Origin of the sequence: Streptomyces bacillaris, assembly GCF_003268675.1 — a bacterium.
GTDB classification, from domain to species: Bacteria; Actinomycetota; Actinomycetes; order Streptomycetales; family Streptomycetaceae; genus Streptomyces; species Streptomyces bacillaris.
In genome coordinates this window covers 1,304,625-1,318,791 of the sequence record NZ_CP029378.1, presented here as the reverse complement: position 1 = coordinate 1,318,791, position 14,167 = coordinate 1,304,625, and the positions used below count along the sequence as shown (strand labels likewise).

The window sequence follows — 14,167 nt, the reverse complement described above, 5'->3', positions numbered from 1 at the left end:
CACCAACGGAGGAACAGATGGCACCCGGCATTCCCGCCGCCATGGAACGACCGCACTTCATCGGCATCGGCGGCGCCGGAATGTCGGGCATCGCGAAGATCCTCGCCCAGCGGGGCGCGAAGGTGGCGGGCAGCGACGCCAAGGAGTCCGCCACCGCAGAGTCGCTGCGGGCGCTGGGGGCGACCGTGCACATCGGGCACGCGGCCCGGCACCTGGCCGACGACGCCTCCTGCGTGGTCGTCTCCAGCGCCATCCGCGAGGACAACCCGGAGCTGCTCCGCGCCGCCGAGCTGTCCATCCCGGTGGTCCACCGCTCCGACGCGCTCGCCTCCCTGATGAACGGCCTCCGGGCCATCGCGGTCGCCGGCACCCACGGCAAGACCACCACCACGTCCATGCTGGCCGTCGCCCTCTCCTCGCTGGGCCTGGCCCCCTCGTACGCCATCGGCGGCGACCTGGAGGGCCCCGGCACCAACGCCACGCACGGCGAGGGGGACATCTTCGTCGCGGAGGCCGACGAGAGCGACCGCAGCTTCCAGAAGTACGACCCCGAGGTCGCGATCGTCCTCAACGTCGAGCTGGACCACCACGCTAACTACGCCTCGATGGACGAGATCTACGACTCCTTCGAGACGTTCGTCGGCAAGATCGTCCCCGGTGGCACCCTGGTGATCTCCGCCGACCAGCCGGGTGCGGTCGAGCTGACCCGCCGGGTCCGGGACCTCTCCGACCTCAAGGTCGTCACGTACGGCTCCGCCGAGGACGCCGACGTACGCGTCCACAAGGTCACCCCGCGCGGCCTGACCAGCGAGGTCACGGTCCTGCTGAACGGCAAGTTCCTGACCTTCACGGTCTCGGTCCCCGGCGCCCACTACGCCCACAACGCCGTTGCCGCGCTCGCCGCCGGGGTCGCTCTCGGCATCCCCGCGCACAACCTGGCCTCGGCCCTCGGCTCGTACACCGGGGTCAAGCGCCGCCTCCAGCTCAAGGGCGAGGCGGCGGGCGTGCAGGTCATCGACTCGTACGCGCACCACCCCACCGAGATGACCGCCGACCTGGAGGCCATGCGCGGCGCCGCCGCCGACTCCCGCATCCTGGTCGTCTTCCAGCCGCACCTGTTCTCCCGTACCCAGGAGCTGGGTACGGAGATGGGCCAGGCCCTCGCCCTGGCCGACGCCTCCGTGGTCCTGGACATCTACCCGGCCCGCGAGGACCCGATCCCGGGCATCACCAGCGCCCTGATCATCGACGCGGCGAAGGCGGCGGGCGCCGAGGTCACCGCCGTCCACGACCAGGCCGAGGTCCCCGGGGTCATCGCGGGAATGGCGAAGCCCGGCGATCTCGTTCTCACCATGGGAGCGGGCGATGTCACCGACCTCGGCCCGCGCATCCTGGACCATCTGTCGGGCGCCCGGTAGCCGACCGGCCACCGAGCGTGCGACGACTGAGCCGAGCTGAGGAGCGAGCCGTGCCGTACGACGTCGAGAAGCCCGACGAGCAGTGGCGGGAAGAGCTGACCCCCGCCGAGTACGCGGTGCTGCGCCAGGCCGGCACCGAGCCCGCCTTCCGGGGTGAGTACACCGACACCAAGACGGCGGGCGTCTACTCCTGCCGGGCCTGCGGGGCGGAGCTGTTCCGCTCCGACACCAAGTTCGAGTCGCACTGCGGCTGGCCGTCCTTCTACGACCCTAAGGACACCGACGCGGTCGAGCTGATCGAGGACCGCAGCCACGGCATGGTCCGCACGGAGGTGCGCTGCGCCCGCTGCGGCTCGCACCTGGGCCATGTCTTCGAGGGCGAGGGCTACCCGACCCCCACGGACCAGCGCTACTGCATCAACTCGATCTCGCTGACGCTGAGGCCGGACGAGAGCTGACCCCGGACGAGAGCTGAGGCCGGTGCCGGGCGTCCGACCGCCCGGTGCTGGAGACCGGAGCCCGCAGCCGTGACGTACACGGCTGCGGGCTCCGCGCCCACGGTCGCCCGGAAGGTCACCTCTTGCCCTCAACCGGACTTGAGGTCATACGGTCTCCCCACGGTCCGCACGGTGTGCGGGCTCCACACCGGAAGACGTGGAGGGGACACCCCATGACGACACAGCAGATCTCCGATGCCGAACTGGCCGGACAGCCCGCCGCGTACTGGACCGGTGTCGCCTACGAGGCGCTCATCGCGTACATCCGTGCCCAGCAGACCGCAAAGGGCTACACCCAGCCCCAGTTCTGGCTGCTGCGCAACCTGTCGGTGAACGACATCTCGCCCGACGGCGAGGGGATGACCCTGTCCGAGCTGAGGGAGGCGATGGCCTCCTACCTCCGTCCCGAGGACAACCTGGCGGCGGAAGCGGAGGTGCTTCTCGAACGCGGCTGGCTGACCCAGGACACCGAGGACCGGCTGTGGCTGACCCCGGAAGGGGAACGGGCCCGCGTCGATCTGGCCCGCAACGCCCCCGCGATCCGCGCCGCCCTCCACAAGGGCATCGACGACGCGGACTACGTCACCACGGTGAAGGTGCTCCAGCAGCTGATCCGGAACGCGGGAGGGGCGGTCGCCTGATCGACGCGGGCCCGGCCCGGTGCCGGGCGCCCTCGCCCGGTCCGGCTCAGCCCGCCGTGATCGAGAAGCCGACCAGCACGCCCGCCGCGACCGTGATCTTGCCCGTGGTGAGGTCGCCCTCGCCGCCACCCGCCGCGCTGCGGCCGTGCGAGCGGTAGGTGTTCTGCAACTGCTCGGAGTCCACGTCCTGGATGTGGACGACCGGGCCGAGCCGTACACCGGCGGCGTCCGCGTACAGCTCCGCCTTCTCGCGGGCGGCGGCGACGGCGGCCCTGCGCGCCTCGGCCCGCAGCTCCTTCTTCGCCTGTACGTCGAACTCGACGCCGCTGACCTCGTTGGCCCCGGCCTCCACCACATCGACCAGTACGGTCTCCAGCGCGTCCAGGGCGCGCAGATCGATCACGAAGCCGGCCGTGCACTTGTAGCCGACGAACGTGTGCTCGTTGTTCCGGAAGGCGTGGGCGGACTCCAGGTTCAGCCGTGAGGTGGACACGCGGTGGTCCGGTACGCCGTGGCCGCGCACGACCTCCCGGACCCGGTTGACCGCCCGCCGGGTGACCTCGAACGCCTCGGCGGCGCTCTCCCGGGTCTGCCCGACGGCCACGCGCAGGCGGGCCACGTCGGGGACGGCGTCGACGCTCGACGCACCGAAGACGGATATGCCCCAGGGGGTCTCGATGGACTGGTTGCGGTTCATGTGGATCATCCAAGCAGGCGGTCCGCCGGGCGTGCGTGTGCATTTCCGGGACCGGCGTCACCGCGCTCCGGTGCTACCGCGCTGCGGGGCCGGTCCCGGCCCGCGCCGCAGGTCCCGGCCCGCGCGCCCCAGGTCTCAGCCGTCCCCGCCGGTCTCAGCCGTTCCCGCAGGCCTCAGCCGTCCGCGCCGGTCTCCGACCGCAGCAGCGGGTGGATCACCCCGGGGAAGACGGTCGCCTGGACGACCTCCCCGCCCGGTCCGCCGCCCTGCACGACCGTCTCCGCAACCCCCCAGGGCCGTCCGGCCAGGTGGACTGTGAGGGTGTACGAGGACGAGCAGCCGGTGCACTCGTAGCGGTCGGCCCAGGTCTCGACCTCGGTGGTGGAGCCCGGGTAGCGCTTCACGTGGCGGTGGCGGGCGTGGCAGTGGTCGCAGGTCTCGCCGGGCTCGCAGGTCCCGCCGCAGGGGCAGGGCACGTCCAAGCTGTCGGCGGGCTTCCAGCGCTGTACGAGGACCGCGTCGCGGGTGGCTGCGGTGTCCTTCATGGCCTTGAGGTTGCGGGCGGCGACGTTGTACGACTCGCCGGTGGCGGCCATCCGGTCGCGGATGACGTCCTTGCGTCCACGGTTGGTCGTCATGCCCGGGTCCTCCTGGGGTTGGGGTTCACGCAGCCCGCCAGGAGGCTCACGAGGGGTGTCGGGCACCTCGGGAAGATCCGCTGTACCCCGCACCAACGGTACCTGGCCGGACACGGACGGCCGATTCCCCGCCCGCTCATGATCGGACGGGGGTGCAGGACCCCCGCGCCCCCGCACGGAACGGGGGCCGCGCGGAACGGAACCACCCGTTCGGGCATATGCCAGGAGCCTTGCGCGGCCTGTCGTCGGATGGTCGGTGGGCCGACGTGCTGCCTACGTTGATGCCGGATCTGCGTGACCGAACGTAGACATCCTGTGACAGGAGAGAACCATGTCCCGAGCCCGACGTCTCACCCCGCGCCTGTGGGCCGCAGCCGCCGTGACGATCGCCGCCACCTCCGTCGCCGCACTGACCGCGCCCCCGGCGGCGGCCGACTCCGACCAGTGTCCCAACGGCTCGTTCTGCGTGTGGGAACCCAGCTACCGGGGCGACTTCCGGCACTACACCGGCTCGAACCCGAACGTCGGCAACTACATGAACGACCGCATGACCTCCTACTGGAACCGCACCGGCCGGACGGTCAGCGTCTACGAGCACTCCAACTACGTGGGCTGCATGTTCTCGATCGCGCCGGGCGGCTCGGAGGCCGCGGTCGCCTCGCACTTCAACGACAGGATGACCTCGCTGCGCGTCGGCAGCGGCTGCTGAGACCCGGGGCGCGTCGGAGGGCCGATGACAACGACGCTCCCCCGTCGAGGACTTCAGCCCTGGACGGTGTACGAGCCCTGAACGGCGTACGGGAGGAAGCGGGTCCAGGAGGCCGGGGCGAGGGCGAGCTGCGGGCTGTCCTCGATCTTGGAGTCCCGGACGTGGACGGTGGAGGGGCAGGCGGCGACCTCGACGCAGTCGTCGCCGGAGCCGCTGCTGTGGCTCGACTTGTGCCACTCCATCGCGACTTCGACGCATGAGTCGCCGGATCCGCCGCTGTAGCTGCTCTTGAACCAGGCCAGGGGTGTGGTGCTGCTCATCTCGCTCCTCGCATCTGCCGCATCAGGCCCTTGGACTTCTCCAACGAGAGAGCCTGTGAACGCATACTGGCACACCGCATCTGGAGCGCGCTGATCACTTTGGGGTCGGAGACGAACTGCCCGTGCTCCTGCCCCTCCAGGTAGCCGAACCACTGGTGGTCCGGCGTCTCCAGGAGCCGCATGGGGCCGTGTAGCCCCGCGTGGTGATGCCGTACCAGCGGCATGATCTGAATCTCCACATTGCGCAGCTCGGACAGTTCGAGGATGTGGTCGATCAGCTCTCTCGTGACCTCCTTGCCACCCAACTGCCGCAGGAACAGGTGTTCTTCGAGGACGAAGGTGAACGCGGTGTTCGGCCGGTTCCGGAGAAGCTCCTGACGCTCCAGCCGGGCCGCGAGCTGCGCCTCGATCTGCTCGTCGGTCAGCGGGGGCAACTGGTCCGCGAACAGCGTCCGCGCGTACGCGGGTGTCTGCAACAGCCCCGGAATCAACCGGCATTCGTACGTGTACAGACTCAGCGCCTCCAGCTCCAGCTGGGCCCACTGCCGGAACCAGCTCGCCAGCCCCTTCCGCCGCGTCAGATGCTTCGACGCGGCCAGAATCACCCCGAACGCGTCGAGGATGGTGTCCGCGAGCCCCGGATAGTCCGGAGGCGGCAGGCGGCGTCCCTGCTCGACGGAGGCGCAGGTCTCCAGTGAGTACCCGACCATCGGGGCGAACTGATCCTGTGTCAGCCGTGCCCGCTTGCGGAAGGTCTTGACCACCTCCCCGAACATCTTGAGGTTGTAGTGCGGATCGGGTTCGATGCGGCCCGCGCCGCCGTTGCCGAAGGTTCCGTACGTGCTCTCGTTGCCGTCCGTGCTGTGTGTCATGTACGGCCACCTCCCCGTGCGCCTGTCGTGGTTCGTGACCCGTCCATGCTCACGGAACGTGATTCGTACTGTCTACCTTTTGTGCCCGTACGCTGACTCAGCGTACGGGTTGCTGACCTGGCCGAGAGGGGAACGGCCCAGGAATCTAGGGCTATGCAAGCACCTGCGAAGACCCAATCGGATGTAACCGTACGTGTGTTCAGGCGTCGTTTCGACTCGGATCCGGGCGGCGCCCGGCTCGCCCGCCGCGTCGGTCTCCACCAACTGCACACCTGGGGCATCCCGTATCTCAGTGACGCCTCGGAGTCGGCGGCCCTGATCATCGGGGAGCTGGCGGCCAACGCCGTAACTCATGGGCGGGTCCCCGGCCGTGACTTCGAGCTGCGCCTGACGCACGCACCCGGCGACCGGGAGGCCCACGGGGTCCTGCGGATCGAGGTGTCCGACACCCGCACCGAGTGCCGGCCGCCCGGGCCGGGCGAGATCAACGCCCCGGCGGACGGCGACGACAGCGGGCGCGGGCTGCTGATCGTGGACGCGCTGGCGGACCGCTGGGCGGTCGTCGACCGGGTGCCGCAGCCCGGAAAGACGGTCCGCGCGGAACTGGACCTGGTGTACTGACGGGGGCCGTGGGCCGCCGTGCTACCGGGCGGCCAAAGCCATGACGTGAACATCTCCTTGGAGCCGAACCGACCCGAGCCGGGGTGCCTTCTTCACCAGGGCCTTGTCGTAGGCGACCTTGACGTAGTCCGGGCCGACAATTGCCCGGTCCAGGGGGACGAAGGCCAGTTGGTGACGGGTGGGGAGCCCGATGCGTACGGTGGCCATGGCGGGCTCGTCGGTGGTGGTGTCCACGTAGACCGCTTCGAGCCCCCCGATCTTGCGGCCCTCCGGGTCGACGACGTTCTGGTTGCGCCACTCGCGGATCTCGGCTGCACGGATCATGGCCGGCCTCCTGAGGGCGCTGTCCGGACTGTTTTTTCGCAGCCTTTTACTCACCCGGGTTGTCGGAAAATGCCGGGTCGTGACCCGCGAACTCTTTTCTGATTCCACAGCCTTGAAGCGCTGCGCTCCGGGCCGCGAGATACCTGTGGCCGCCGCATGAGGTTTCGGCCCGCCGAGTGGAGAGGTTTTGTGCTGCGAACGGCGGGGCGGGATTATTCTCGGTATCCGGATCATTGCGGCGTGCTACTGTCATTACCAGTTGCAGTCTTGCTGTTTCCGAAACTTCGAGCGCCACCAGCGGCTTCCGGCCGGTGCTGAAGTGGTCAACGCGGCCAAGGGATGCCGCCTCATCGAGCAGGGCAGCGGCGGTGGCGCCGACGGCCGAGGACATCGTTCCCGCCCGACCCCGCCCGTATCTCGCTTCTTTCGATCTGTTCCGGTCCCGGTCCCGGTCCCGTTCCGTTCAGGATGCCCGGCAGACCGGGTTTTCTCGCATGCTTCGTCCGGCCCGTTCCTGTGATTCTCCGCGCTGTTTCTCCGCTGCGGGAATTCCTTGGTACGTGCCGTATCAAGGAAGGTTCCCATGAACTCCACCCGTACGATGAATTCTCCCCGCACCGACGGCCGTACGTCCCGCACCCGTGGCCGGAGCGGCGGGCCGAGCCGCCCCCGTTCGGACGGTCGCAGCAGCCGACGGCCCGTCGCGGTCCAGGGCGAGTTCGCCCCGCCGAAGACGCTCACGCCCGCACTGCCCGCCGTCGAGACGTTCGCCGAACTCGACATGCCCGGACACCTGCTGGCCGCGCTCACCGCGCAGGGCGTGAGCGTCCCGTTCCCGATCCAGGGCGCGACCCTGCCGAACACCCTCGCGGGCCGTGACGTCCTCGGCCGGGGACGCACCGGCTCGGGCAAGACCCTCGCCTTCGGCCTGGCGCTGCTGGCCCGTACCGCCGGACAGCGGGCCGAACCCCGTCAGCCGCTGGCCCTGGTGCTCGTACCGACGCGTGAGCTGGCCCAGCAGGTCACCGACGCGCTCACCCCGTACGCCCGATCGGTGAAGCTGCGCCTGGCGACGGTCGTGGGCGGCATGTCCATCGGCCGGCAGGCCGGTGCGCTGCGCGGCGGCGCCGAAGTGGTCGTCGCCACCCCGGGCCGGCTCAAGGACCTCATCGAGCGCGGCGACTGCAAGCTGGACCAGGTCGCGATCACCGTGCTGGACGAGGCCGACCAGATGGCCGACATGGGCTTCATGCCGCAGGTCACCGCGCTCCTGAACCAGGTCCGCCCCGGCGGCCAGCGGATGCTGTTCTCCGCCACGCTCGACCGTAACGTCGATCTTCTGGTGCGCCGCTACCTCAACGACCCGGTCGTCCACTCCGTCGACCCGTCCGCCGGGGCCGTCACGACGATGGAGCACCACGTCCTGCACGTCCACGGCGCCGACAAGCACCGGGCGACGACCGAGATCGCGGCACGCGAGGGCCGGGTGATGATGTTCCTGGACACCAAGCACGCCGTCGACCGGCTCACGCAGGACCTGCTGAACAGTGGAGTCCGGGCGGCCGCCCTGCACGGCGGCAAGTCGCAGCCGCAACGCACGCGGACCCTCGCCCAGTTCAAGACCGGGCACGTCACCGTGCTCGTGGCGACGAACGTCGCGGCGCGCGGCATCCACGTCGACCAGCTGGACCTCGTCGTCAACGTCGACCCGCCGAGCGACCACAAGGACTATCTGCACCGCGGCGGCCGCACGGCCAGGGCCGGTGAGTCCGGCAGCGTCGTCACCCTGGTCACCCCCGGCCAGCGCCGGGACATGACCCGCATCATGACCGCCGCCGGGATCGTGCCCCTGACCACCCAGGTCCGCTCCGGCGATGAGACGCTCAGCCGGATCACCGGATCGCAGGCGCCCTCCGGCATCCCCGTGACGATCACCGCACCGGTGGCCCAGCGACGCCCGCGCGGCGGTGCCCCGCGCGGACGGCGGGGTCCTGCCTCCGCCGTACGGCCGCCTGACGTGGGCGACCGCTTCTTCCCCGTCCCGTCCTCTTCCGCTCTCTCCCTGTGAGGCCCCATGCGCTGTGTCATCGCCCGCTTCCCCTTCGACCTCACCAAGAGCGGTGTCCTGGAGTCGATGAGGGGCATCAAGCCCGAGCAGATCACCGGTGAGTCCGTGATCATCGGCCGCCGCACCTACCCGGTCAAGCAGGTCGGGCAGGTCATCACCCGCCAGGACCGCCGCGACTTCAGCGGGAACGAGGTCCTCCGGGCCATGAGCAGGCTCGGCTTCACCTGCCCCGGCCCCACGGGCCCCACCGACCCCGCCGCCGCACCCCGGCGCGTCCTCACCCCGCTCCAGCAGGCGTCCGCACTGCTCGGCAGCCCCGCGTCCGCCTGACGGGCGGACGCGGGGCTGGGTTCGGTCGACGGCGGTGGTGCGTGCCGGTGAGCGCGTACGCGTACGCGGGCGGGTCAGTGGTCGGAGTAGCTGAAGTCCCCCATGGTCCAGGCGCTGACGTCCTCGATCGCCACGCGGTACATCCCACCCGTCTCCGGGATCCCCACCGAGCCCTGGAGGATGCGGGCCACGTGGAAGTGCAGATGCGTGGGCGGGCCTTCCTCGCGGGCCGCGGCGGTGAAGACGGCGGCGAACTCGCTCAGTTGGGCCGAGTCCGCCAGCACCTCCGACACCCGCTGCCGCCAGACGGCCTCGGGGGCCAGCCGGCCGGTGATCACGCCGCCTCCGGTGATCACGGTCAGCGACATCTGATTGCTGTGCCCGGACTCCACCAGGGCGGCGACATCGATGAGCAACTCGTCAGGCTTCGACATGGGAACCGAGTCTAGTCGGCGGTGTCGGCCCGGTGGCGACGAGGCGTGGTCCTGGCCCGCAGAGCCTCACCGATGGAGTGCTCGCGCCAGTCCGCGAGGAGCCGGTGGAAGGCGACCGCTCCGTGCGGATAGGCGGTCGGTCCGTTGGGGCGGCCGCGCCCTTCGCGGTTGTAGTAGCCGGGGGTGCACTCGGCGTGGAACCACTCGTGGTCGGGGGCGTCCTTGCCGATGGCGGTGTTCCATGCGTCCTCGGCCTCCCGCGACGGCTCGACGAGGGCGTTCCCGGCCTCGGCCGCTGCGACGAGGGCGGCGGCGTGGACGGCCTGCTCGTCGAGGATGTGGGTGAAATTGACGCTGCTGGCGTTCTGGAAGGAGCCCAGCTGGATCAGGTTGGGGAATCCGCTGCTGGTGAAGCCGTGCAGCGTCCGCGGCCCCTGCCGGGCCCAGCGGTGGAGCAGCTGGGTGCCGCCCCGCCCGTGGACGGGGAGCTTCCCGGTGTGGATGCCGGACGCCCCGACGAAGAAGCCCGTGGCGAAGATGAGGCAGTCGACTTCGAGGACGGTGTCACCGACCACGACGCCGCGCTCGGTGATGCGCTCGATGCCGTGGGTGTCGGCAGTGTCGATCAGGGTGACGTTGTCACGGTTGAACGCCGGGTAGTAGAGGTCCGAGAAGGTGGGGCGCTTGCAGGCGTAGCGGTACCAGGGCTTGAGCTTCCCGGCTGTCTCCGGGTCGGTGACGCTCTGCTCGACGCGGTGGCGTAGCTCGTTCATCTTGGCGGCGTCAGCGGCCTCGTACGCCGCCTCGAACGCCTCCCGGTCGCCCTGCCGTCGGAAACTCGGCAGCAGCTTCTCCAGCAGGCCAGCCGAGGCGGTCCACCGGTCCGCCACGAGGTCCTGTTACTCCGGTTCGCCGGAGACGATGCGGAGGTAGTTCTCCCGCCGCCTGCGGGCCCAGCCCTCGCGGTCGGCGCCGACGTCCTCGGCCGTGGTGCGGCGGTGTCCAACGGAGGCTGAGGCGGCAGGCCCGTACCCGGCCGACCATCTGCGCGGGGCTCGGGCGGCGGTCCCGGCGGCGGTCGGGGCCGTACGCCTGCGTCTCCGCTCCGGCCCGGCGCTGGGTTCGGGTGGCGGTCGAGGGCGTACGTTTTCGCCTTCGCGCTTCCGCCCGGCGCCGGGCTCCGTCGGCGGTCGGGGCCGCAGGCCCGCGTCCCCGCTCAGCCGTCGAACGGCCGCACCGGCCCCACCTCGACGCCGAGCAGCCGCCATGCGGCCAGCGCCCGGCGTTGGCGATCCTCCCGGGTGGGGCCCACGACGGCGGCCGACACCATGGCGACCGCGAGTTCCAGGTCCTCCGCGCTCAGCGGATGGCCGGGCGGCAGATGGGTTCTCAGGCTGTGCTGGACCCGGTCGGAGAGGGCCGACGGGTGGGTGTGCGCGGTGGCGGAGCCGCCGCCTGTCCGGTCGGCGTGCAGAAGGCCGATGAAGGCCGCCGAGTCGGCCAGATGCCAGGTCAGTACCCCGAGGAGACCCGGAACAGCCGCGTCCCGCGCCTCGGCGGCCTGTTCCACTTGGCGGACGTTCTCCTCCAGGACGGCGCTCACCAGGCTTGCCCGGTCCGGGAAGTGCCGGTACAGGACGCCCTGCCCGACACCGGCCCGGCGGGCGATCGCGGACAGCGGGGCCTCCAGGCCCTGCTCCGCGCAGATCTCCCGGGCGGCGGCGATCAGAGCGGCCCGGTTGCGGGCGGCGGCCCTTGGCCCGTCGTTCGCGGGCCGCTGCCTCTCCCGCCCGCTCTGCTCCGTCATCCCGGCAGGGTACCGCTCCGGTCGCGCGGGGCCGGAGCGGGGAGAAGGCGGGTGGGCCCGACCGCGCGGGACCTCGCCCGGTGCGGGGCCGTGCCCCAGGGCTCCTCACCCCCGCCGCACCCGTCCCACGATCCGCCGCCCCAGGCGGCCCAGCGCGCGTGAGCGGTTCCAGTCGCGGAAGGCGTTCGCCCGGCCGCTGCTGCCGGTCCGGCCCACCGTCTCCTCCACCTCCGCCACCAGCTCGGCGGCCATGGACCGTACTGCCGGGCGGAGCACCTCCTCCAGGAGGGCGGCGGCCGTGGCGGTCCAGGCGGGGCCGGCGTGGGGGTGGGCGGTCCAGACGGTGAAGCAGTCGGCCGCGTAGGCGGGTTGGGTACGGAGCCGGGTGCGGGTGGGCTCGGTGCGGGCCGCGCGGTCGTAGGCGGCGAACAGGTCGGTGTCGTCGCTCCGGACGAAGGCGTACAGCTCCGCTCCCGGGCGGTCCGGGGCCAGCAGGCGTTCGGCCAGGGCGGTGAACGCCCGCTCCTGGACCGGCGGTTCGAGAGGGGCCGCGCGATCGCGCAGCGTACGGACCCGGTCCGCCCAGCCGGGCTCGGGGGCGCCCGTGCGCAGATCGCGGCAGAGGGCGAGGAGTTGGAGCGCGGCCCGCTCCCGGCCCCCGATCTCCTGGGGGAAGGCGCGCAGCAGGTCGTGGGCCAGGGCCTCCGCCTCCTCCGCGTCCGCCGGGGCGCCGAGCGCCGCGTCGGCCAGGCGGGCCCAGGTCCCGGCCGCCCGGTGCGCGTCCGAGGTCGCCGCCTCCAGCAGCAGCCGGGCCTCCTCCACGGTGGGCGCCCGGTCCTCCCAGACCATGCCCGCCGCCGTACGGAGCACCAGCGGCTCGGCGAAGGGGGAGAGGCCGGCGGCCCGCAGGACCCGGTGCCAGAGCGCCGTGCGGTCCCGGCCGAGCGTCGTCATCGCCCCGGGGGCCTCGGCGCACATCCGCAGATGCGGCAGCGCCTGCGTCCCCGTGAACGGCAGCGCCACCCGCTCCAGGAACCGGGCCACCGCGCCGGGATCCTCGGGCGCGATCCGGTCCAGCGCGCCGAGCAGCGCGGTCCGTACGTCGAACTGCTCGTCCAGCAGCTCCAGCAGCGCCGGGGCGAAGGCGGGGGCCGCCGGGGATCCGGCGGTTCCCGAAGGCCGGGGTGCCGCTGGGGGCTCGGCCGATCCCGAGGCCCTGGCCGCTCCCGAAGGTCCGGGCGTCCCTGGGGTCCGGGGCGCTCCCGAAGGTCCGGGCGCTCCCGGGGTCCCGGGCGCTCTCCGAGATCCGGTCAACCCCGGGGACCCGGCCGCCCTCAGAGGCCCGGCCGCCGCTTCCGTCGCCTCTTCCGGCCGTCCCGGCCCCGCGTCCTCGAGCCTCTCCGTCTCCCTCAGGAGCGCCGGAGCCAGGCGGGTCGCCACGTCCGGCAGCAGGTCGCGGGTGTTCATGCCCAGCAGCCGGGCCACCCGCAGCAGTTGGACCGTCCGGGCCACCGGGCGGTAGCCTCCCGCCCCGCTCTCCAGCTCCGTCATGATCTCCGGGCCCAGCACCCCGGCGATCGCCTCGCCCTCCGGCCCCACGAACGCTTCCCGGCGCGGCAGTTCCAGCGAACCGTTGCCGCCTCGCACCGCCTCCGTCACCAGCATCGCGGCGAGCGGCGCGGTGACCGAAGCCGGGCACCGGCCGTCCAGCGCACCGAACAGCCGCCCCACCGCGTCGAATTCGGAGCCCGTACGGTCGTCGATCCCCGGCGAGGTCAGCGCCTCCACCAACTGGCCGACCCGCTTCGCGTCCAGCGCGTACGGCCGCTCCGCCGCCCAGCCGGCCGCCGCCGCACGCTCCTCGGAGCCGAGCCCGACCCCGGCGCAGAGCGCCACCACCGCCAACGGGCCCGCCGCGAACGGGTCTCCGGGCAGCCCGCGCGCCTCCTGGAACAGCTCCGGCGCCCGGCTCCGCCACACCCGGGCCGCCGTGCGCGCCCAGACGTCCCCGGTGGCCTCCACCGGGGGGCGGTCCGCGCACACATGGACCCGCAGCCCCGCCTCGCGCGCCGCCGCCGCGTCCTCCGGCGCCACCCCGACCACCCGCAGCGCCGAACTCCCCGGCCGCCGCGTGTAGGTGGTGAACGTCAGCCGCTCCGCGCTCTCCCTCGGCAGGGCCACCGCCGCCAGCCCCAGCCACCGCGCCACATCCGCGCTCCGCCGCTCCACCAGCACCACCGGACCGCCCGCCGGGGGCGGCTCCTCGCTCGCCCGGCGCAGATCGGCGAGGACCGCCGCCAGCCAGGGGCCCCGCGAGACCGCGAAGTCGTCCAGCCCCTCCCGTACGGGCGCGGGGCCCGGCGGCAGCGCGCCGAGCGGGTCGGAGAGGGAGGCCCCGCCGGCCGGTGTCACCGTGGCCCAGTGCGGCGACCGCCACGCCTCCACCGGCAGCCGGTCGCCCGGCAGCGGCACCCCCGAGGGTATGTGCACCGCGTGCGTGTGGAACCGGACCGGCGCCGAGGATTCCCCGCGCGCCGGTGCCGTACGGCCGACGACACGGCTGCCGTCGGAGAGCACGGCGTACGTGAACGCCTGCGGGAGCGAGCGCAGTTCGGCGTCGGTGGGGCGGTGCGGGGCCCCGTCGGGGAGCACATACGCGAAGAGCGGCTCCAGCTCCGCCAGCAGCGCCGCCGTCACCCCGCGTCCCACCCCCGTGAACCGGCCCTCCGCGCTCTCGTCCCCGGCCGCGGCGGAGATGTGGTGCACCTGTGCAAGGCTCAATTGTCGGCCC

General features: G+C 72.2%; 16 protein-coding genes and 1 pseudogene. 7 read left to right on the top strand and 10 right to left on the bottom strand.

Annotated features, from left to right (window positions below):
- The first annotated feature begins 17 nt into the window (after window positions 1-17).
- The 3 genes from murC (at window position 18) to DJ476_RS05435 (ending at window position 2,556) form a co-directional block, all read left to right on the top strand.
- Window positions 18-1,418 carry a UDP-N-acetylmuramate--L-alanine ligase gene (gene murC, locus DJ476_RS05445; protein WP_103420397.1) on the top strand — a complete coding sequence of 467 codons (1,401 nt, stop codon included), beginning with the start codon at window positions 18-20 and terminating at the stop codon, window positions 1,416-1,418.
- A 50-nt stretch (window positions 1,419-1,468) separates the two neighbouring features.
- The gene (msrB, locus tag DJ476_RS05440; protein WP_103420396.1) at window positions 1,469-1,876 is read left to right on the top strand and encodes a peptide-methionine (R)-S-oxide reductase MsrB; all 408 of its coding nucleotides are present in this window, start codon (window positions 1,469-1,471) and stop codon (window positions 1,874-1,876) included.
- A gap of 212 nt (window positions 1,877-2,088) precedes the next feature.
- Complete coding sequence (locus DJ476_RS05435; RefSeq protein ID WP_112489981.1) at window positions 2,089-2,556, top strand: MarR family winged helix-turn-helix transcriptional regulator; 468 nt, start codon at window positions 2,089-2,091, stop codon at window positions 2,554-2,556.
- Window positions 2,557-2,602: 46 nt separating this feature from the next.
- On the opposite strand, the gene DJ476_RS05430 is transcribed toward DJ476_RS05435, so the two are convergent.
- Entirely contained in the window at window positions 2,603-3,253 is a 651-nt protein-coding gene (locus DJ476_RS05430; RefSeq protein WP_103420469.1) for an SIMPL domain-containing protein, read from the bottom strand.
- Window positions 3,254-3,426: 173 nt separating this feature from the next.
- Window positions 3,427-3,891 carry a hypothetical protein gene (locus tag DJ476_RS05425; protein WP_112489980.1) on the bottom strand — a complete coding sequence of 155 codons (465 nt, stop codon included), beginning with the start codon at window positions 3,889-3,891 and terminating at the stop codon, window positions 3,427-3,429.
- Between the two features lie 331 nt (window positions 3,892-4,222).
- Here DJ476_RS05425 and DJ476_RS05420 point away from each other — a divergent pair, with 331 nt between their 5' ends.
- The gene (locus tag DJ476_RS05420; RefSeq protein ID WP_112489979.1) at window positions 4,223-4,600 is read left to right on the top strand and encodes a peptidase inhibitor family I36 protein; all 378 of its coding nucleotides are present in this window, start codon (window positions 4,223-4,225) and stop codon (window positions 4,598-4,600) included.
- Between the two features lie 53 nt (window positions 4,601-4,653).
- Here DJ476_RS05420 and DJ476_RS05415 read toward each other — a convergent pair whose 3' ends face one another.
- Both DJ476_RS05415 and DJ476_RS05410 read right to left on the bottom strand, forming a co-directional pair.
- Window positions 4,654-4,920: a DUF397 domain-containing protein gene (locus DJ476_RS05415; RefSeq protein ID WP_112489978.1), complete on the bottom strand. Its 267-nt coding sequence runs from the start codon at window positions 4,918-4,920 to the stop codon at window positions 4,654-4,656.
- Window positions 4,917-5,792, bottom strand: a complete 876-nt coding sequence (locus DJ476_RS05410; RefSeq protein ID WP_112489977.1) for a helix-turn-helix domain-containing protein — start codon at window positions 5,790-5,792, stop codon at window positions 4,917-4,919. Before DJ476_RS05410 ends, DJ476_RS05415 begins: the two co-directional genes overlap by 4 nt.
- A 153-nt stretch (window positions 5,793-5,945) precedes the next feature.
- On the opposite strand from DJ476_RS05410, the gene DJ476_RS05405 reads away from it, so the two are divergent.
- Window positions 5,946-6,413, top strand: a complete 468-nt coding sequence (locus tag DJ476_RS05405; RefSeq protein ID WP_112489976.1) for an ATP-binding protein — start codon at window positions 5,946-5,948, stop codon at window positions 6,411-6,413.
- 21 nt (window positions 6,414-6,434) lie between these two features.
- Here DJ476_RS05405 and DJ476_RS05400 read toward each other — a convergent pair whose 3' ends face one another.
- Both DJ476_RS05400 and DJ476_RS34385 read right to left on the bottom strand, forming a co-directional pair.
- Window positions 6,435-6,737 (bottom strand): PRC-barrel domain-containing protein, encoded by a 303-nt coding sequence (locus DJ476_RS05400; RefSeq protein WP_112489975.1) that lies wholly within the window; start codon window positions 6,735-6,737, stop codon window positions 6,435-6,437.
- Window positions 6,738-6,783: 46 nt separating this feature from the next.
- Window positions 6,784-7,128 (bottom strand): hypothetical protein, encoded by a 345-nt coding sequence (locus tag DJ476_RS34385; RefSeq protein ID WP_162638623.1) that lies wholly within the window; start codon window positions 7,126-7,128, stop codon window positions 6,784-6,786.
- Window positions 7,129-7,338: 210 nt separating this feature from the next.
- Here DJ476_RS34385 and DJ476_RS05395 point away from each other — a divergent pair, with 210 nt between their 5' ends.
- Together DJ476_RS05395 and DJ476_RS05390 are read left to right on the top strand one after the other, a co-directional pair.
- Entirely contained in the window at window positions 7,339-8,805 is a 1,467-nt protein-coding gene (locus DJ476_RS05395; protein ID WP_112492444.1) for a DEAD/DEAH box helicase, read from the top strand.
- Window positions 8,806-8,811: 6 nt separating this feature from the next.
- Entirely contained in the window at window positions 8,812-9,135 is a 324-nt protein-coding gene (locus DJ476_RS05390) for an SCO5918 family protein (RefSeq protein ID WP_070204670.1), read from the top strand.
- A gap of 74 nt (window positions 9,136-9,209) precedes the next feature.
- Here the strand turns inward: DJ476_RS05390 and DJ476_RS05385 are convergent, their stop codons facing one another.
- The 4 genes and pseudogenes from DJ476_RS05385 to DJ476_RS35390 form a co-directional block, all read right to left on the bottom strand.
- Entirely contained in the window at window positions 9,210-9,569 is a 360-nt protein-coding gene (locus DJ476_RS05385; protein ID WP_103420387.1) for a hypothetical protein, read from the bottom strand.
- Between the two features lie 11 nt (window positions 9,570-9,580).
- A pseudogene (locus tag DJ476_RS05380) lies at window positions 9,581-10,570 on the bottom strand (monooxygenase); the annotation flags it as partial.
- A 215-nt stretch (window positions 10,571-10,785) separates the two neighbouring features.
- The gene (locus tag DJ476_RS05375; protein ID WP_112489974.1) at window positions 10,786-11,376 is read right to left on the bottom strand and encodes a TetR/AcrR family transcriptional regulator; all 591 of its coding nucleotides are present in this window, start codon (window positions 11,374-11,376) and stop codon (window positions 10,786-10,788) included.
- Window positions 11,377-11,481: 105 nt separating this feature from the next.
- Complete coding sequence (locus DJ476_RS35390; RefSeq protein WP_112489973.1) at window positions 11,482-14,142, bottom strand: GTPase-associated protein 1-related protein; 2,661 nt, start codon at window positions 14,140-14,142, stop codon at window positions 11,482-11,484.
- Window positions 14,143-14,167 lie beyond the last annotated feature (25 nt).